The sequence below is a fragment of the Devosia sp. Root635 genome (assembly GCF_001427605.1).
Classification (GTDB): Bacteria; Pseudomonadota; Alphaproteobacteria; order Rhizobiales; family Devosiaceae; genus Devosia.
The window spans coordinates 133,472-150,682 of the sequence record NZ_LMGZ01000024.1; the positions used below are offsets into that span (position 1 = coordinate 133,472).

Annotated in this window: 22 protein-coding genes; 6 read left to right on the top strand and 16 right to left on the bottom strand. The window is 64.1% G+C overall.

All coding sequences use genetic code 11. The annotated features are described in order from the left end of the window. Nucleotides 1-47: 47 nt before the first annotated feature. The 4 genes from ASD80_RS18265 to ASD80_RS18280 form a co-directional block, all read right to left on the bottom strand. Nucleotides 48-440, bottom strand: coding sequence for a hypothetical protein (locus ASD80_RS18265; protein ID WP_056236211.1), 393 nt, complete (start codon nt 438-440; stop codon nt 48-50). A gap of 70 nt (nt 441-510) precedes the next feature. Further along, complete coding sequence (locus ASD80_RS18270) at nt 511-816, bottom strand: urease subunit beta (RefSeq protein ID WP_056236214.1); 306 nt, start codon at nt 814-816, stop codon at nt 511-513. A gap of 4 nt (nt 817-820) precedes the next feature. Further along, nucleotides 821-1,123 (bottom strand): urease subunit gamma, encoded by a 303-nt coding sequence (locus tag ASD80_RS18275; protein ID WP_056236216.1) that lies wholly within the window; start codon nt 1,121-1,123, stop codon nt 821-823. A 10-nt stretch (nt 1,124-1,133) separates the two neighbouring features. Beyond that, nucleotides 1,134-1,913, bottom strand: a complete 780-nt coding sequence (locus ASD80_RS18280; RefSeq protein ID WP_244489047.1) for an urease accessory protein UreD — start codon at nt 1,911-1,913, stop codon at nt 1,134-1,136. Between the two features lie 146 nt (nt 1,914-2,059). Here ASD80_RS18280 and ASD80_RS18285 point away from each other — a divergent pair, with 146 nt between their 5' ends. Continuing rightward, on the top strand, nt 2,060-2,380 hold the full coding sequence (locus ASD80_RS18285) for a hypothetical protein (protein WP_056236218.1): 321 nt from the start codon (nt 2,060-2,062) through the stop codon (nt 2,378-2,380). 53 nt (nt 2,381-2,433) lie between these two features. Here the strand turns inward: ASD80_RS18285 and urtE are convergent, their stop codons facing one another. The 6 genes from urtE to ASD80_RS18930 form a co-directional block, all read right to left on the bottom strand. Beyond that, complete coding sequence (urtE, locus tag ASD80_RS18290) at nt 2,434-3,138, bottom strand: urea ABC transporter ATP-binding subunit UrtE (RefSeq protein WP_056236221.1); 705 nt, start codon at nt 3,136-3,138, stop codon at nt 2,434-2,436. Further along, nucleotides 3,135-3,884 carry an urea ABC transporter ATP-binding protein UrtD gene (urtD, locus tag ASD80_RS18295; RefSeq protein WP_056236223.1) on the bottom strand — a complete coding sequence of 250 codons (750 nt, stop codon included), beginning with the start codon at nt 3,882-3,884 and terminating at the stop codon, nt 3,135-3,137. Before urtD ends, urtE begins: the two co-directional genes overlap by 4 nt. A gap of 3 nt (nt 3,885-3,887) precedes the next feature. Then, entirely contained in the window at nt 3,888-5,048 is a 1,161-nt protein-coding gene (urtC, locus tag ASD80_RS18300; RefSeq protein ID WP_056236224.1) for an urea ABC transporter permease subunit UrtC, read from the bottom strand. Between the two features lie 151 nt (nt 5,049-5,199). Beyond that, complete coding sequence (urtB, locus tag ASD80_RS18305; protein WP_056236227.1) at nt 5,200-6,819, bottom strand: urea ABC transporter permease subunit UrtB; 1,620 nt, start codon at nt 6,817-6,819, stop codon at nt 5,200-5,202. Between the two features lie 154 nt (nt 6,820-6,973). Then, on the bottom strand, nt 6,974-8,281 hold the full coding sequence (urtA, locus tag ASD80_RS18310; RefSeq protein ID WP_056236231.1) for an urea ABC transporter substrate-binding protein: 1,308 nt from the start codon (nt 8,279-8,281) through the stop codon (nt 6,974-6,976). A gap of 429 nt (nt 8,282-8,710) precedes the next feature. Beyond that, the gene (locus ASD80_RS18930; protein ID WP_056236233.1) at nt 8,711-9,112 is read right to left on the bottom strand and encodes an META domain-containing protein; all 402 of its coding nucleotides are present in this window, start codon (nt 9,110-9,112) and stop codon (nt 8,711-8,713) included. A 187-nt stretch (nt 9,113-9,299) separates the two neighbouring features. On the opposite strand from ASD80_RS18930, the gene ASD80_RS18320 reads away from it, so the two are divergent. Next, nucleotides 9,300-9,626, top strand: coding sequence for a hypothetical protein (locus tag ASD80_RS18320; RefSeq protein WP_056236236.1), 327 nt, complete (start codon nt 9,300-9,302; stop codon nt 9,624-9,626). 125 nt (nt 9,627-9,751) lie between these two features. Here the strand turns inward: ASD80_RS18320 and ASD80_RS18325 are convergent, their stop codons facing one another. Next, a complete protein-coding gene (locus tag ASD80_RS18325; protein ID WP_056236239.1) occupies nt 9,752-10,402 on the bottom strand; it encodes a helix-turn-helix domain-containing protein in 651 nt (216 codons plus the stop codon). A 175-nt stretch (nt 10,403-10,577) separates the two neighbouring features. Between ASD80_RS18325 and ASD80_RS18330 the strand changes: the two genes are divergently transcribed. From ASD80_RS18330 to ASD80_RS18340, 3 genes are all read left to right on the top strand, one after another. After that, on the top strand, nt 10,578-11,342 hold the full coding sequence (locus tag ASD80_RS18330) for a hypothetical protein (RefSeq protein ID WP_156460543.1): 765 nt from the start codon (nt 10,578-10,580) through the stop codon (nt 11,340-11,342). Nucleotides 11,343-11,347: 5 nt separating this feature from the next. Beyond that, a complete protein-coding gene (locus ASD80_RS18335) occupies nt 11,348-11,731 on the top strand; it encodes a hypothetical protein (RefSeq protein WP_156460544.1) in 384 nt (127 codons plus the stop codon). A 272-nt stretch (nt 11,732-12,003) separates the two neighbouring features. Further along, complete coding sequence (locus tag ASD80_RS18340) at nt 12,004-12,468, top strand: Lrp/AsnC family transcriptional regulator (protein ID WP_082555427.1); 465 nt, start codon at nt 12,004-12,006, stop codon at nt 12,466-12,468. Nucleotides 12,469-12,680: 212 nt separating this feature from the next. Here the strand turns inward: ASD80_RS18340 and ASD80_RS18345 are convergent, their stop codons facing one another. After that, nucleotides 12,681-13,154: a MarR family winged helix-turn-helix transcriptional regulator gene (locus tag ASD80_RS18345; RefSeq protein WP_056236247.1), complete on the bottom strand. Its 474-nt coding sequence runs from the start codon at nt 13,152-13,154 to the stop codon at nt 12,681-12,683. A 183-nt stretch (nt 13,155-13,337) separates the two neighbouring features. Between ASD80_RS18345 and ASD80_RS18350 the strand changes: the two genes are divergently transcribed. Next, the gene (locus ASD80_RS18350; RefSeq protein WP_056236249.1) at nt 13,338-14,228 is read left to right on the top strand and encodes a branched-chain amino acid aminotransferase; all 891 of its coding nucleotides are present in this window, start codon (nt 13,338-13,340) and stop codon (nt 14,226-14,228) included. Nucleotides 14,229-14,313: 85 nt separating this feature from the next. Here the strand turns inward: ASD80_RS18350 and ASD80_RS18355 are convergent, their stop codons facing one another. From ASD80_RS18355 to ASD80_RS18370, 4 genes are all read right to left on the bottom strand, one after another. Continuing rightward, nucleotides 14,314-14,760 carry a molybdenum cofactor biosynthesis protein MoaE gene (locus tag ASD80_RS18355; protein ID WP_056236254.1) on the bottom strand — a complete coding sequence of 149 codons (447 nt, stop codon included), beginning with the start codon at nt 14,758-14,760 and terminating at the stop codon, nt 14,314-14,316. A gap of 1 nt (nt 14,761) precedes the next feature. Continuing rightward, on the bottom strand, nt 14,762-15,013 hold the full coding sequence (moaD, locus tag ASD80_RS18360; protein ID WP_056236257.1) for a molybdopterin converting factor subunit 1: 252 nt from the start codon (nt 15,011-15,013) through the stop codon (nt 14,762-14,764). Further along, nucleotides 15,010-15,576, bottom strand: coding sequence for a CDP-diacylglycerol--glycerol-3-phosphate 3-phosphatidyltransferase (gene pgsA, locus ASD80_RS18365; RefSeq protein WP_056236259.1), 567 nt, complete (start codon nt 15,574-15,576; stop codon nt 15,010-15,012). Before pgsA ends, moaD begins: the two co-directional genes overlap by 4 nt. Nucleotides 15,577-15,775: 199 nt before the next feature. Then, nucleotides 15,776-16,849, bottom strand: coding sequence for a 3-deoxy-7-phosphoheptulonate synthase (locus tag ASD80_RS18370; protein WP_056236262.1), 1,074 nt, complete (start codon nt 16,847-16,849; stop codon nt 15,776-15,778). Nucleotides 16,850-17,211: the final 362 nt, after the last annotated feature.

Consider the following 17,211-nt stretch of genomic DNA (forward strand, 5'->3'; position numbering starts at 1 on the left):
GCCTAAAATGTGGGCAGGGTGATGCCGAACTGGGCGCGTTATCGCAATCAGTTGGGGCGTGGAAAGGCACGGCGGAAGTTGGCTTCGGCGGCGGCGATGATCTGGTCGAGCAGGGGTTCGCCTGCTGCAATCTCGGGGTCGTCGCGCAGTGAACCGGCGATCAACGACATGGTGAGGGACTGGATGGCGTAGGCTTGCCTGGCGCGACCTTCGCGGTGATGCAGATTGCCCTGGTCCTGGAACGTGCGCAGCACGTCGTCGCGCGTCTGGGGCGTCATGGTGCGTTTGGCGGTGAGCCAGTCGGAACTCTTGAGGTCATCGGCGAGACCCGCCGCGAGGCTGCCCAGCAGGAACATGGCCTCACCATCATCTGCGCCGCTTTCCTGCAGGTCCGTGAGGACAGCGGCGAGGCGAATCTTGAAGTCTTGATGCTGGGTCATGGCGAGTCCGGATCGATGCAATGACCCGCCCTTAGCGCATTTGCGCGGACCGCGCCATGACCTCGGCCCCCTAGAGAGCGCCCATGATCTGCTGGCGGAAGCCGAAAACCATGCGATCGCCGCCCAGCGGGATCAGCCGCACCTCGCGGGCCTGGCCCGGTTCGAACCGAACCGCAGTGCCCGCGGCTATGTCGAGGCGCATGCCACGGGCCTTGTCGCGGTCGAAGCTGAGGCCGGCATTGGCCTCGAAAAAGTGGTAGTGCGAGCCGACCTGGATGGGACGGTCGCCGGTATTGGCGACCTCGATGGTGATCTGCGGCGCATCGGCATTAAGGATGATCTCGCCGGTTCTTGGAATGACTTCACCTGGGATCATGATCTTACCGGATGGGTTCGTGGACAGTGACGAGCTTGGTGCCATCGGGGAAGGTGGCTTCCACCTGCACATCGTGGATCATTTCGGCAATGCCGTCCATGACCTGGGCGCGGCTGACAACATGGGCGCCGGCTTCCATCAATTCGGCCACGGGGCGGCCGTCGCGGGCACCTTCCACCACAAAATCGGTGATGAGCGCGATGGCTTCGGGATGGTTGAGCTTGACGCCGCGTTCAAGCCGCCTGCGGGCGACGATGGCGGCCATCGATATCAGCAATTTGTCTTTTTCGCGCGGGGTCAGGTTCATCGGCAGTATCCTAGAGATGCCAGAGGCGCGGCAGCGAACCGGCCTGGGTGAGTTCGGCCAGAATTGGAACGATCAGCCGGCGCAGCGCAAGCCCGGTCCGGGCCAAAGCGCGCACCACCAGCCGTTCGCCATTGGCGCTGGCGGCGATGCTGCTGTCACCGGCGGGCAGGAGGGCGCGCAGCCGGGCGAGGGCCGCGGCGCTTTGGCCGGCGGAAGGAGCGACATGCAGGATGGAGGCAAAGGCGCGCTTGCCGGTCAGGAGCGACAGGCCATCGCGTTCGGCCAAGGTGCCATCGAGCTGGGTCGCCTCTGCGTGGACCAGCCGGCCGTTGCGGCGGATGCGCCAGGTGTCGCGCAGGCGCGCATCGAGCGCAGCCTCGCCCATGGCATCGCGGCCGAGCAGAATGGCTTCCACCGCGGTAAGGCTGGCGCCGTGGGCGAGGTCGATCGAGATGCGGCGATCGAGCTGGCTGGCGGCGAAGAGGATGGTTTCCTGGGGCAGCCAGTCGAGATGGGCGCCGGCGCCGACCGACAGGCTGGTTTCCACCGTGGCCGGGCCGTCGATGGAGCGGTAGATGCGTTCGCAGGCCTGGGTGGTGAGCACCATGTGCCCGCCCGGCGCCAGCTCGGCCGACCACTGCATATGGTCGCCGCCGGTGAGGCCGCCCGCCGTGTTGATGAGCACGGCCTCGAGTGCCCGCGAATGGGTATGGGGCAGGCGAATTTTGGCGCAGCCGTCCTGGTAAAGCGTAGCCAGGCGGGTCGCGCCATCGCGTTGCAGCGTGGTCACGCCACCCACGCCGCGAGCCCGTTGCAAGGCATTGGTGGGTGCACGACTTGTTGATCCCGCGGGTTTTTCAGCAACGATTGTCAAGGAGGGGCGTTTCCTAAGCGAGCAGATGCTCATTCATTGAGACATTATAGAAGGCTATTAAAATGCACATCAAAACCATTGCATCCGCTGCAGTACTCACCGCCGCCCTTGGCTTCAGCGGTATGGCTTATGCCCAGACCATGATCGGCAACGCTGAAGTGTCCGATGCGGACATGGAGCGCGTGAAGAACTATTGCGTGGACCTCCAGACCGAGGCCAACCAGGCTGTCGGAACGTCCGAAACCGACACGAGCGAACCTACCGAGGATTCGGTCACCGAAGAAGGTGGCACGACCCTGGGTGCCGTCGATATCGATCAGGTTACCCTCGAGACCTGCCTGGAAGCGGGCTTCATCGAAGAGCCTGTCGTCGCTCCGCAGTAAACTCACCTCCCAATATTTTGCGAACGCCCGGCATTTGCCGGGCGTTCTGTCGTCTAGACCATGAGGTGGCGGCGGACCTCGGGCAGGTCGAGGTCGCTGGCCGGGCCGGCATGCTGAATTTCACCGCGATCCATGACGTAGATGTCGTCGGCAATCTCGCGGCAGAAATCGAGGAACTGCTCCACCAGCAGGATGGTCATGCCCTTCTCGTCGCGCAGGAACTGCAGGGCGCGGCCGATATCCTTGATGATGGAGGGCTGGATGCCCTCGGTGGGCTCGTCGAGCACCAGCACGCTGGGTCGGGTGACCAGCGCCCGCCCGATGGCGAGCTGTTGCTGCTGGCCGCCCGAGAGGTCGCCGCCGCGCCGGCTCAGCATGGATTTGAGCACAGGGAACAGTTCGAGGATGTAGGGCGGGATGGTCTTGTCGGCGCGCGGCAGGCCTGCATAGCCGGTTTCGAGATTTTCGCGCACGGTGAGCAGGGAGAAAATCTCGCGGCCCTGCGGCACGTAGCCGATACCCATGCGGGCGCGCTTGTAGGGCGGGGACTTCTTGAGGAGCTCGTCGCCAAAGCGAATTTCTCCCGCAGTAATGCTGTTAATGCCGGTAATGGCGCGCAGGGTGGAGGATTTGCCGACGCCGTTGCGACCGAGAACCGCGGTGATGCGGCCGGGCCGGCAGGTGAGGGAGACGGATTTGAGCGCCTGGGCGGCGCCGTAGTGCAGGTCTATGGCGTTGATGGAGAGGGCGGTGCTCATCGTCCGAGATACCTTTCGATCACCACGGGATTGGCGCTGACCTGATCCAGCGAGCCTTCCGCCAGCACAGCGCCTTCGGCCAGGCAGGTGACGCGGGAGCCGAGTTCGCGCACGAAGCTCATGTCGTGTTCCACCACGACGACCGAGCGAGTTTTGGCGATCTGCTTGAGCAGCTTGGCGGTTTCGACCGTTTCGGCGTCGGTCATGCCGGCGACGGGCTCGTCGACCAGCAGGAGCTTGGGATCCTGCGCCAGGAGCATGCCGATTTCGAGCCACTGCTTCTGGCCATGGCTGAGATTGGCGGCGTAGTCGTCCTTGCGGCCGAGCAGGCGCACGGTTTCGAGGATTTCCTCGATGCGGGCGATATCGGCCGCGTCGGCGGTGTAGAACAGGGCCGAGAAGACGCCGCGCGGCTTCTTGAGCGCCATTTCGATATTGTCCCAGACCGTGTGGCTTTCGAAGACCGTGGGTTTCTGGAACTTGCGGCCGATGCCGAGATTGGCGATGGCGGCTTCGTCGAGTTTGGTGAGATCGGTGCGGCCGTCGAACAGCACCTGGCCGTCATCGGGGCGGGTCTTGCCGGTGATAATGTCCATCATCGTGGTCTTGCCGGCGCCATTGGGGCCGATGATGGCCAGCATTTCGGCGGGATGGACGATGATGGAGAGGTTGTTGATGGCCTTGAAGCCGTCGAAGGCGACGGAGACGCCGTCGAGATAGAGCATGGTGCCGGTCTTGTCGGTCATGGCTTACTCCGCCGGCCTGGGTTGGGGTTCGGCGTCCACTGTCCTGGGCGTCGGCGCGTGCTGCTCGCGCCTGGTGGTGGCGGCGCGGTACTGGCCGATAAGGCCGACAATGCCCTTGGGCAGGAAGAGCGTGGTGACCACGAAGAGCGCGCCGAGGGCGAAGAGCCAGTATTCGGGGAAGGCGCCGGTGAAGTAGGATTTTCCCACATTGACCAGGATGCCGCCGATGATCGGGCCGATGATGGTGCCGCGGCCGCCGACGGCGGTCCATATCACCACTTCGATGGAATTGGCGGGCTCGAATTCGCTGGGGTTGATGATGCCGACCTGGGGCACATAGAGGGCGCCGGCGATACCGGCGATGATGGCCGAGACCACGAAGGCGAAGAGTTTCACATATTCGACGCGATAGCCGAGGAAGCGGGTGCGGCTTTCGGCATCGCGGACGGCGACCATGACCTTGCCGAGCTTGGAATTGACGATCAGCGAGCAGGCGAGCACCGCCAGGGCCAGGGCGATGGCGGAGGCGGCGAACAGGGCGGCGCGGGTGGCAGGAGCGGAGATCGACTGGCCCAGGATGTCCTTGAAATCGGTCAGGCCGTTATTGCCGCCGAAGCCCATATCGTTGCGGAAGAAGGCCAGCAGCAGGGCATAGGTCATGGCCTGGGTGATGATGGACAGGTAGACGCCGGTGACGCGGCTGCGGAAGGCGAGGAAGCCGAAGACGAAGGCGAGCAGGCCGGGCACGAGGACGACCATGACCATGGCAAACCAGAAATTGTCCATGCCAAGCCAGTACCAGGGCAGCTCCTTCCAGTTCAGGAAGACCATGAAATCGGGCAGGGTGGGATTGGCATAGACGCCGCGCGTGCCGATCTGGCGCATGAGATACATGCCCATGGCATAGCCGCCGATGGCGAAGAAGGCGCCGTGGCCGAGCGAGAGAATGCCGCAATAGCCCCAGACCAGGTCGAGCGCCAAGGCGAGCATGGCGTAGGTCAGGTATTTGCCGAAAAGCGGCACGGCATAATTGGGCAGGCGCAGAGGATTGCCGTCCGGCAGCAGCAGGTTGGAGGCCGGCACGGCGATGGCGACGAGCAGCAGGATGGCGACGAGCCAGATGGCTTTGCGGTCGAGGGCGCGGAAGAGAGCCTGCGTAATCATTGTGGGGTTCCTCCGGCCGTCGGCTCCCCTCCCCCTTGAGGGGAGGGGCTGGGGGTGGGGGTCCATCGGGGATCAACTGAGCGACCCCCTCCCTCGATCCCTCCCCTCAAGGGGGAGGGAAAGACGACTGAAGCATTGACGACAGCAGAGATCATGCTTCCACCGACCTTCCCTTGAGTGCGAAGAGGCCGCGGGGGCGGCGCTGGATGAAGAGGATGATGAGGACGAGGATGATGATCTTGCCTAGTACGGCGCCGGCATAGGGCTCGATGAACTTGTTGGCGATGCCCAGGGTCAGGGCGCCGACGAAGGTGCCCCACAGATTGCCGACGCCGCCGAAGACCACGACCATGAAGCTGTCGATGATGTAGCCCTGGCCCAGATTGGGCGAGACATTGCCGATCTGGCTCAGGGCGACGCCGGCGAGGCCGGCAATGCCGGAGCCGAGGCCGAAGGTCATGGCATCGACCAGCGGGGTGCGGATGCCCATGGCGGAGGCCATGCGGCGGTTTTGCGTGACGGCGCGCATGTGCAGGCCAATGGCGGTGTATTTGAGCACCAGCAGCAGCGCGGCGAAGACCAGGGCCGCGAAGATGACGATGTAGAAGCGGTTCCAGGTGATGGCGAGGCCGCCCAGCTCGAACGAACCGGACATCCAGCTTGGATTGCCGACTTCGCGGATATTGGCGGTGAAAATACGTTGCACGGCCTGCTGGATGATGAGCGACAGGCCCCAGGTGGCGAGCAGGGTTTCGAGGGGGCGGCCATAGAGGAAGCGGATGATGCCGCGCTCGATGGCGACGCCGACGAGGCCGGTGACGAGGAATGCCAGCGGCAGGGCGATGGCGAGGGACCAGTCGAACAGGCCCGGATAATTCTGGCGGATGATTTCCTGCACGACGAAGGTGGTGTAGGCGCCCAGCATGACCATTTCGCCATGGGCCATGTTGATGACGCCCATGACGCCGAAGGTGATGGCGAGGCCGATGGCGGCGAGCAGCAGCACCGAGCCGAGCGAGATGCCGAACCAGACATTTTGTGCCACGTCCCAGGCGGCGCGATCGCGGGCGAGGCCCTCGATGGCCTGGTTGATGGCGGGCTGGATTTCGGCGGGCGCGGTGGCGAGCGCCGCGGTGAGGGTATTGAGGGCATCGCGGCCGCCAATGGCCTGGACGACCGGCACGGCGGCGGCCTTGTCTTCCACGGAGGCGTCGGGCGACTTGAGCATGATGACGGCGCGGGCCTGGTCCATCACGCGCCCGATGGCGGGATCGGCCTCGGCGGCGAGGGCGGTATCGAGCAGGTCGAGTTGCGCCGGATCGGCATCGCGCAGGATGGACTGGGCGGCCGAGAGACGCATGTCACGTATCGGGCTGAGCAGGGTCATCTGGCCGATGGCGGTGCGCAAGACGCGGCGGAGGTTGTTGTTGACCTTGACCTTTTCGAGGCCGCCTTCAGCCAGATCGGGCAGGTCGGCGCCGGTGATCGGGTCGGCAATGGCGCCCTTGCCGGATGGGGCCGAGGTAAAGACGACCTTGCCGCTGGCTTCATCGAAATAGAGTTCGCCTTCGAGCAGCGTTTCCAGAACGGGCACGGCGCGCTGGTCACCCGATGCGACGAGATTGCCGATGGCGGCCTCGCGATCCTTGAAGCTGCCGGGCGCGAGGGCATCGACAAGCGCGGCGAGTTCGGTGTCGGCGAGCTGGGCGTGGGCGGGGAGGGCGGCGCCGAGGAGCATCAGGGTGATGATGAAATATCTGATGAACGTCATGGTGGCCCCGATCTGGTCATAAACTCGGTGTCATCCCGGACTTGATCCGGGATCCATCTCGCGATCTCAGGATGGACCCCGGCCTTCGCCGGGGTGACATCGCGTTTGTTGAAGCACCAGTGGGAGGGCGGCCTGGACCGCCCTCGCCGGCTTGCTACTGCGCGGCCGCGACTTCGGAGCCGCCGCACATCTTGGTTTCGGTATTGTAGTTGCCGCAGGCGATCGGGGCGGTCCAATCGGCCTCGATCAGTTTGGATTCGGGCAGGAAGTCGGACCAGGCGTCGCCGGGGACCAGGTCGGATTCCGAGACGACTTCGAACTGGCCGTCGGCCTGGATTTCACCGATCAGCACCGGCTTGGTGATGTGGTGGTTCGGGAGCATGGTGGCCATGCCGCCGGTCAGGTTGGGGGTTTGCAGGCCGATAATGGCGTCGAGCACCGCGTCGGTATCGGTGGTTCCAGCCTTTTCGACGGCCTGGACCCAGAGGTTGAAGCCGATGACGGTGGCTTCCATCGGATCGTTGGTCACCTTGTCGGGATTGCCCATGAAGGCCTGCCAGGCGGCGATGAAGGCTTCGTTTTCCGGGGTATCGACGGACTGGAAATAGTTCCAGGCGGCCAGGTGCCCGACCAGCGGGGTGGTGTCGAAGCCGGCGAGCTCTTCTTCGCCGACCGAGAAGGCGATGACCGGAATGTCCTCGGCCTTGATGCCCTGATTGGCGAGTTCCTTGTAGAAGGGCACGTTGGCGTCGCCGTTGATGGTCGAGATGACAGCGGTCATCTTGCCGGTCGAGCCGAAGGCCTTGATGTCGGAGACGATGGTCTGCCAGTCGGAATGACCGAAGGGCGTGTAGTTGATCATGATGTCTTCGGCGGCAACGCCGTGGTCGAGCAGGTATTGCTCGAGAATCTTGTTGGTGGTCTGTGGGTAGACATAGTCGGTGCCGGCGAGCACCCAGCGCTCGACGCCGGCATTTTCCATCAGGTAGTCGACAGCCGGGATGGCCTGCTGGTTGGGCGCGGCGCCGGTGTAGAACACGTTGCGCTGGCTCTCCTCGCCCTCGTATTGCACGGGGTAGAAGAGGATCGAGTTCAGCTCCTCGAATACCGGCAGCACCGACTTGCGCGAGGACGAGGTCCAGCAGCCGAACACGGCAGCGACGCCGTTGACTTCGATCAGCTCGCGGGCCTTTTCGGCAAACAGCGGCCAGTCGGAGGCGGGATCGACCACGACAGCTTCAAGCTGCTTGCCCAGCAGGCCGCCCTTCTTGTTCTGCTCGTCGATCAGGAACAGCATCGTGTCCTTGAGCGTCGTTTCGGAAATGGCCATCGTGCCCGACAGCGAATGCAGGACGCCGACCTTGATGGTCTCGTCCTGGGCGAATGCCGGAACGGCAACTGCGCCCGTCGTCATAGCCACGCCCAGCCCCAGTCCCGCAATCGCGCGGTTTACTCCTGTCATGTTTACCTCCGACAGATGTGTGTTTGCACCGTCGGAACAATTGCAAAGGACGTGCCAGCGCGGGGCGGCCGGCTTTAAGGCTTTGATTCAATGTGGATATAAGGGGCAGTACGCCCGACGGGCAGACGGCATATGGCCGAAAAGCGCGAGGCCTTATGCCTATTTCGTGGGCGGGTGGTGGAGGGTTCGGTCAAAAATTATGCAAGCCGCACAAAGGCGGTGGATCGGTGCACGAAAATCGGGCGGCGGGGTGACCTGCACAGGTGGTTGGGCTAAACTCGACGGACCGAAGATTTTCTTCGGCAGAGGTTGTTTGCACCAACATCCTCGGCCCCGCGCCTCCGGGCGTGGGGCTTTTGAATTCGCGCTCCTGTTGTCCTGCCGAAGTGTGGCTTGTCGGGTGATCCCGACACGAGACGAAGCCTTCGATTAGTCGCCCGGCGCCAGTTCGGCGACCAAATTGCCATTCGCAAGCAGGTGCAGGTTGCCATTGACGAGGGTGAAGCCATCGGCCGCTTCCAGGGCGGCGAAGAAGGCCTGTTCCTGCGCCAGACCATCGCAGGCCATCATGGTGGAGAAGACCTGGGTGATGGCGATGCCATCAGGGGTCGGGGCGAGATTGCCGCCATAGGTATTGCAGCCGCCATTGCCGCCGACGCCATCGGCCGAGATGACCAGCGTCGTGGTGACTTCCGCATCGACCGGGGCGCCGTCGAGCGCGGTCAGTTGCCAGTTGGTGCCGATGAGATCGGCCAGCGGATCGCCATCGGCGGCGGCGGGGATCGACAGCAGGGCCAGCGTGGCAAGGCTCAGCAGGGTTCGGGGCAGCATGGCGGCATCTCCTGATTTGCGGGCAAGGTGGCCGCCGATAATGGCGGTTTTCGGCCGGCCTGGCGCGCCCGGCACGCATAGTTCGCATGGAACGCATAAAATCGGGGGGCAAGATTGCCCGGCGCGGTGCCCGATGTTTCCGTTGGTGCGTCGATCACGACACAGCACAATCGGGAGTATGCGTAAGATGAAGACCTTGATCGCGGTATCGGTCGTTGCCGTCATGGCGATGACTTCGGGCGCCCATGCCGGCGGCTTCTTTCACAAGCGGGTCAACAACAACCTGCTGTCCAACATCACCGGCATCGCCGTGGGCCTGGCCACGCGGGACATCAACGTGCTCAACGGCAATACGGTGGCCATTGGCAACAACAGCGCCATCCTGTCGGGCATCGGCAATGGCAATGCCAATGGCGTGCTGAGCGGGGTGCTGAACGGCAATGGTGTGCTAAATGGCGTGCTGACCGGCAATGGCATTCTCGGATTGGGTGGCCACAACCGCAGGCGCTGGTAGGTCACGCTCCCCTGGGGCCAGACCTCCAGGCCCCCAAGAAGGCCCGTGCCGCTGCCCCGGCGCGGGCCTTTCCCGGAGATCGTTCGCCGTTTCACTGAAACGACGGGCGATCTTCGGCTTCGCGGTCAGGCGTCGGCGGGGTGGCGCCACAGGGTCATGGAATGTCGGGTTTCCCCCGTCGGATCGAGCCGGACTTCCTCGACGCGGATATCGGCATCGCCGGGGCCGGCAGGGCCGAAGCTCAGTTCGCAGAGGCATACCCTGACGCCGGCGATGGAATGAATGGTCTTGCCGATGCTGGCGGTCCAGCGCGCGCCCTCGTGGCGGAAGGGCAGGGTGATGGTGAGGCCGACCACGCCACCCGGATCGCGCAGCAATTCACGATAGCGCCGCTGCACCGGGGCGAAGGGCGGGTTGCGCTCCGGATCGAGCACCCAGCCAAAACGATCGAGCGGGTTGGGTGAGGCCTGGAAGGGCAGGCTGCGCGCCAGGATGGCGAGCTGATCGTCAAGCAGCAGCAGATGCTGGCTGGAATGGATGACGAAATGCCTGAGCGCCAGCAGCGGATCGATTTCCGGTCCGCGGATGAGGCGGCGAATGGCCTCGATATTGTGCGGGCGCGGCAATTCCCGCCCGCTTTCCCAGCGGCTGATCTGGCTTTGCGCCACGCCGAGGCATTTGGCGATGGCATCCTGGCGGAGCCGCGAGCGAATGCGCCAGGCGCGCAGTTCGCCACAAATCTCTCCGGCCCGGTCGTGATCTTGCTTGAGCATCATGCTCGACAAAATCCCGGTTGAGCGAAGAAGAATATAGTTAACAGAATACTTACAGGGCGGTTCTCCTGCGTTAATGGTCAATTTCAACCAGTGGGTATGCGGGAAATGACTTAGCCCCTACGTGAAATATTGGTTACCGAAACGATCGATCCTGCAATCGTTGCGGGAGGCGGGAATGGGTAGGCTCTCTATTGCTCTGGTGCTGGTGGTGGCTACGGTGGTGCCGAGCATGGCGCAGTCGCCATTGGCGCTGTCGAGCGAAATCGAGACCGGCTGGACCTCCAACGCCACCGACAGCGCGACGGGCGGGGCGGACTTCTACGTCACCCACAGCCACGACATGGCGCTGACCGGCAGTGCCGGCAATCTGCTGCTGCGTGGCAGCCTGGCCCTCACCCAGACGCGCTTCGCGAGCCTGAAGTTCGAGGATGACGCGGAGGTGACCGGCGCCATCGAGGCGCAACTGGCGCTGGGGGCGGCGACGCTGCGGCTGGGCTATGCGGTGACGCAGAGCTGGACCGGGGATGACCTGTCGATCGGGGGGCTCGCTATTCCGGTGCGCAGCGTGGCGAGCGAGCATGAATATGTGGCTGAATTCACCCTGAGGGGTGTCGATCAGCAGGTCATCGTTGCGGTGACGGGCGACTGGGTGCTGCCCGGCGACAGCGTGTTGGGCGAACTTGGCCTGCCGCCGTTGCGGCTGACGCCGCAGGTGGGTTCGGTGGCGGGGCGGGTGGATTGGGAGCGGGCCTTGTCACCGGGGCTGGCGGTGCTGGCCGGGATGGAGGCCTGGTTTACACTGGTCCCCGAGGCCGAGCGGATCGTCTATGCCCGCGCCCCGGTCGACGGCGGCCGGGTCAGCGCCGGGTTCCGGCTGGCCGATGGCGGCTGGTCGGCTGAGGGGAAGGGTGGCGTCGATCTCGTCTGGCCCGGGGGGTGAGCGGCATGACGCGGGCAATGCCCTATGTTTCGGTGGCGACGAGCCTGGTGCCGATGGCCGGGGTGACACTGGCGCTGAAGGCCGAAACCGGCGTCGAACTGGCCGACCCGCTCGACGGGGCGGCGGGACGAACGGCTGCCCTCGATCTCGGTGCGACCTGGCTGCTGACGCCGGATATTACCCTGTCGGCGAACCTTGCGGCACAGCAGGAATGGGGGCTGTTCGACGAGAGTATCGGCCGCTCGGTGCGCATGGCGACGCTGGGTGCGCGCTATGCCGTGTCGGAGCGTTTCACCTATGGAGCGAGGCTGTCGTGGTCGCGCCATGACGATCCCGGCGCCAGCTATGACAAGGCCGGCCTGGCTTTGTCGCTGCGCGGCGATTTCTAGGCGGGCCGATCACCGGGAACTCTTGCCGGCCAGCGTCGTTATCCGACTGAACCCGGCCGCCGTCCACCGCGGTAGTCCGGGATTGGGTTTGGTGCCTGTTCCTCCCGGGCGCCAGGCGATCGGTGGACTGCTGCAGAGGCTGACGCTCCTTTGTGGTGTCTCCGGTGGGGGCGCGAAACTTCGGTTTCGCGCCCTTTTTTCTTTTTGGCTTGCATTCAGGCGCCTGCCGCTGAAATGTCGAATGACATTCGAGGCAGGGCGGAAAACGCGCAATGACATTGCAGATCGATGGTGTGGACCGCAAGCTGTTGCGGGCGCTGCAGGTGGACAGCCGCAAAAGCGTGCAGGTGCTGGGTGACGCGGTGGGGCTATCGGCGTCGGCCTGTCACCGGCGGCTGAAAGCGCTGGAGGAGCAGGGGCTGATCGAGGGCTATCGCGCCGTGCTCAATGCCGGGAGGCTGGGCTATTCGATGCAGTTTTTCATCGAGGTGGGGCTGACCAGCCAGAGCGAGGCGGCGCTGGAGGCGTTCGAAGCGGCGGTGCAGGACATTCCCGAAGTGCTCGAATGCCACCTGATGGCGGGACAGTCGGATTATATCCTGCGGGTGGTCTGCCAGGACCATGAGGATTTCGAGCGGCTGCATCGACGGCTCAGCGCGCGCCTGCCGGGGGTGGCGAGCATCCATTCCAACATGAGCATCCGCACGGTGAAGGCGCGCACGGGGCTGCCGATCTAAAGGGGGCGTCTTTAGCGGGAGCCCAGTTTGTCGCCCCCTCCCCCTTGAGGGGAGGGTAGCGTCGCTCGGCCCGGAGAGCCGTAGCAAAGCTGGGGGTGGGGGTCGTCTTGTGGATCACTGAAGGACCCCCTCCCTCAATCCCTCCCCTCAAGGGGGAGGGAGCGAAGGAACCGACGCCTTGCGCTACGGAACAGAAGTCCAAAGTGAAAGCGCTAGAGCCCGACGGTCAGGTTCAGCCGGTCCAGCACGGTGCGGTCGGCGGGGTCGACCATGCCGACCAGGAACTGGGTGACCGTACGGCGGGAATCGGGGGGCAGCGCGGCGATGGCGGTGGTGATGCGGCTGGCCTGGGTGGCCGACAGGGTGGCGAAAAATTGCCGGCCCCTGTCGGTGGCGTGGAGCAGGCGCTGGCGGCGGTCGGAATGACCGGTCTTCTGCTCGATATAACCATTGTCGATCAACTGGCGCAGCACCCGGGCCAGGCTCTGCTTGGTGATCTTGAGGATATCGAGCAGATCGGCCACCGGCATGCCGGGGCGCAGATTGACGAAATAGAGCACCCGATGATGTGCGCGACCGAAACCCTGATGGCCGAGCAGGGCATCGGCATCGCCGGTGAAATCGCGATAGGCGAAGAAGAACAGGCCCATGATATCGAGGGGCAGCGGCTCGCCGCCCGGCGACATGGAATTTATGTCAGCTATGTTGACATTTTTTTGGTTGCCTGCCATTGTCTTCCCATCAGGACGCCGTTCCGTCTTATCCCTCAGCCTTTGTGGTTTGCCAAGGCCTTGGGGCTGGGGCATGATCTGCGCCAGGCAGGCGACCCGCGCATGGCGGCGCCTCACAGGAATATTCGGGAGAGGACGATGGCAGGCGTGCCGATGGACCAGCGCGAAGGCTGGATCTGGTTTGATGGCGAGTTCAAACCGTGGAAAGACGCAAAGGTTCACGTGCTGACGCATGGGCTGCATTATGCCAGCTCGGTGTTCGAGGGTGAGCGCGCCTATGGCGGCGAAATCTTCAAGTCGCGCGAGCATACCGAGCGGCTGATCCGCTCGGCCAAGACGCTTGATATGCCCATGCCGTGGTCGGTGGAGCAGATCGAGGAAGCCAAGCGCGCAGTGCTGGAAAAGAATGGCCTGGTCGATGCTTATGTGCGCCCCGTCGCCTGGCGCGGCTCGGAAGAATTGAGCGTTCCGGCCCGCAACAATACGGTGCATCTGGCGATCGCCGCCTGGGTGTGGCCGAGCTATTTCTCGGTCGAGGAAAAGCTCAAGGGTATCCGGCTCGAATGGAGCAAGTGGAAGCGTCCGAGCCCGGAAACCATTCCGTCTTCGGCCAAGGCTGCCGGTCTCTACATGATCTGCACCCTGAGCAAGGACGCGGCCATGGCCAATGGCTATGCCGATTCCATGATGCTGGACTATCGCGGCTATGTGGCCGAGGCCACCGGCGCCAATGTGTTCTTCATCAAGGGCAAGGACATCACCACGCCGACGCCGGACTGTTTCCTCAACGGCATCACGCGGCAGACGCTGATCGACCTGGCCAAGCGTAATGGCTATACCGTCACCGAACGGCATATCAAGCCGGAAGAGCTTGTTGACTTCGACGAGTGCTTCCTGACCGGTACGGCAGCCGAGGTTACGCCCGTCAGCGAGATCGGCCAGTACCGGTTCACGCCGGGCGAAGGCTGCCGCACGCTGATCGACGCCTATTCGGCCGAGGTTCAGCCCAAGCGCGCCGCCGCGGAATAAGCGGAATCAATCTGTGAAAAAGCCGGGCCAAGTGCCCAGCTTTTTTGTTGGTTTGGGGCGAGCCTCGAACCACGAGGGCGTGGCATTATTCCCATCGCGCCTTCGCCACATCATCCTCGGCATTCGCTTCCACCCAATGCGTCCCCGCCGGCCCGGTTTCCCGCTTCCAGAACGGGGCGTCGGTCTTGAGGTAGTCCATCAGGAATTCGGCGCCCTTGAAGGCGGCCTCGCGATGGGGGGAGAGGGTCATCACCTGGACGATGGGCTCGCCGGGGCCGAGCGTGCCGTAGCGGTGGATGACCGTCGCAGCCAACAGGCCGAAGCGGGTGCTGGCCTGTTCGACGATCGCTGCGAGCTGGTTGATGGCCAGCTCGGGATAGCATTCCAGCGTCAGTGCGGTGATAGGATCGTCGGGCTTGCTGCGGACAACCCCGGTGAAGGTAACGGCGGCGCCGGCGCCCTTGATGGCAGCGAGGAAGGCGTTGGTTTCGGCGCCGGGATCGAACGGTTCGGGCGAGACGCGGACCTCCATGTCACCCTCCAGTCATCGGGGGAAACAGGGCAACGACCTTGGCGCCGGCAATTGGGGCGGTGTGGGCAACGAGTTTTGCGTCCACGGCGGCCTTGATGAGGCTGCGCTTTTCCACGGCGAGGGCAAAGGCTTCGTCGCTTGCGGCGAGCCAGTCGATAAGGTCGGCGACCGTGGCGACTTCGGATGGTGGCGACACCTCTTCCTCGCCACGATTGAGGCGTTCGCGCAGCCAGGCGAAGTAGAGGATCCTCATTTCGGCTCTTCGACGAGATGGGGCCAGGAGGCGCGCAGATATTGCCAGCCCGTCCACAGGGTCAGCGCGCCGGCGACCCAGAGCAGGATGTCGCTGACCAGGCCCAGGCCGGGGACGATGCGTTCGAGCAGAACCGCCGCCAGTGCGACCAGTTGCAGCGTGGTCTTCCACTTGGCGAGCCAAGTTACCGCCAGTACGACCTTGATATTGCCGAGGAATTCGCGCAGGCCGGGAATGAAAAATTCACGGAACAGGATGGTGCAGGCCGGGATCATGTCCCAGCCGGAAAAGCTGCCGTCCCAGGCGAGGGCGGCGATGAGAATGCCGACCAGCAGCTTGTCGGCAATGGGATCGAGCATGCGGCCGAAGGGGGAATACTGGTTCCAGGCGCGGGCCAGGTAGCCATCGAGCCAGTCGCTGGCGGCGGCGATGACGTAGATGACGAGCGCGACGAGACGCAGCACGATGTCGCCCTGCATCACCAGCCAGACGATGGGGATGATCGCCAGAATGCGGGCGATGGTGATGAGATTGGGAACGAGCAGCAGCGGGTTCTTGGCCATGGGGGGACAGAACAGGAATGGGGGTGAGGGGTCAAGGTTCCTTCCTTCTCCCCTTGAGGGAGAAGGTGCCCCGAAGGGGCGGACGAGGGGTTGCCTCCACAAACATTGAGGCATGGGAGGACGCAGAACCCCTCACCCGGCAATTTCTTCTGAACGAAGAAATTGCCGCCCTCTCCCTCAAGGGGAGAGGGGAAAGGCGTCAGGCCACCGCCTGGTTGGTCGCGGCGCGGCGCTGGGTCACGGCTTCGGCCAGGGCTTGCAATGCCGTGACCGTGGTGTGCCAGTCGATGCAGCCGTCGGTGATGGACTGGCCGTAGACCAGTTCGCGGTCTTCGATGAGGTCCTGCCGTCCCGCCACGAGGTTGGATTCCACCATCACGCCGATGATGCGGCGGTCGCCGGCGGCGAGCTGGGCGCCGATGTCTGCAAGAACCAGCGGCTGGTTTTCCGGGTTCTTCGAGGAATTGGCGTGGCTGGCATCGATCATGATTGATGGGGCGAGGCCGGATTTGTCGGCGGCAGCGGCCGCTGCATCGACGCTGGCTGCATCGTAGTTGGTGGTCTTTCCGCCGCGCAGGATGATGTGGCAGTCCTCATTGCCCGAGGTGGCGGCGATGGCCGAGCGGCCATCCTTGGTGACGGCGAGGAAATGATGCGGCTGGCCGGCCGAGGCGACGGCGTCCAGGGCGATCTTCACGTTGCCATCGGTGCCGTTCTTGAAGCCGACCGGGCAGGAGAGGCCGGAAGCCAGCTCGCGGTGGATCTGGCTTTCGGTGGTGCGGGCGCCGATGGCGGCCCAGCTCACCAGGTCGGCAATGTATTGCGGCGTGGTCATGTCGAGGAATTCGCAGGCGGCGGGGAGGCCCAGATTGGCGATATCGAGCAGCAGGGCGCGGGCGGTGTGCAGGCCCGTGTCGATGTCGAAGCTGCCATCGAGGTTGGGATCGTTGATCAGGCCCTTCCAGCCGACGGTGGTGCGCGGTTTTTCGAAATAGACGCGCATGATGATCTCAAGCCGGTCGCCCAGGGATTCGCGCAAAGCCACCAGGCGTTTCGCGTAATCCAGCGCCGCGGCGGGATCGTGGATGGAGCAGGGGCCGACGACGACGGCGAGGCGGTCGTCATTGCCGGCGAGGATATTGTGGAAGGCGTGGCGGGCGCTGATGACGGTGCGGGTGGCGGCGTCGGTGCGCGGATGCTGGCGCATCACCTCGATCGGGGTGGTCAGCGGTTTGATTTCGGTAATGCGAAGGTCGTCGGTGGATTTGAGCACTTGGTGGTCTCCTCGAGATTTGCTCGGAGGCGGCCAACAAAAAAGCCGCCTCGTTGGGGGGCGGCTGGCTTCGGGTTTGGTCGTATCTTGTGAGATCAGATCAAGCGCGCGGTAGCCTCCGCCGGGAGCGGATAGCTAAACCAAAACGAAACGGTGGCGACGGAACGGATCATGCGGTGGTTGTAGCGCGGTGGTTGGTGGGTGTCGAGTCCGACTTTTGGATGTTGGAGCGCGTCCCATCGCGCCACTTCCACTGCGCGTCATCCTCGGGCTTGTATCGACGAAATCTGATTAAGATGTCCCGGGAGGCGGTCGCATCCGCGCTCCCGGGCAGACATCGACCGTCCTCGGGCAGGCCTTAT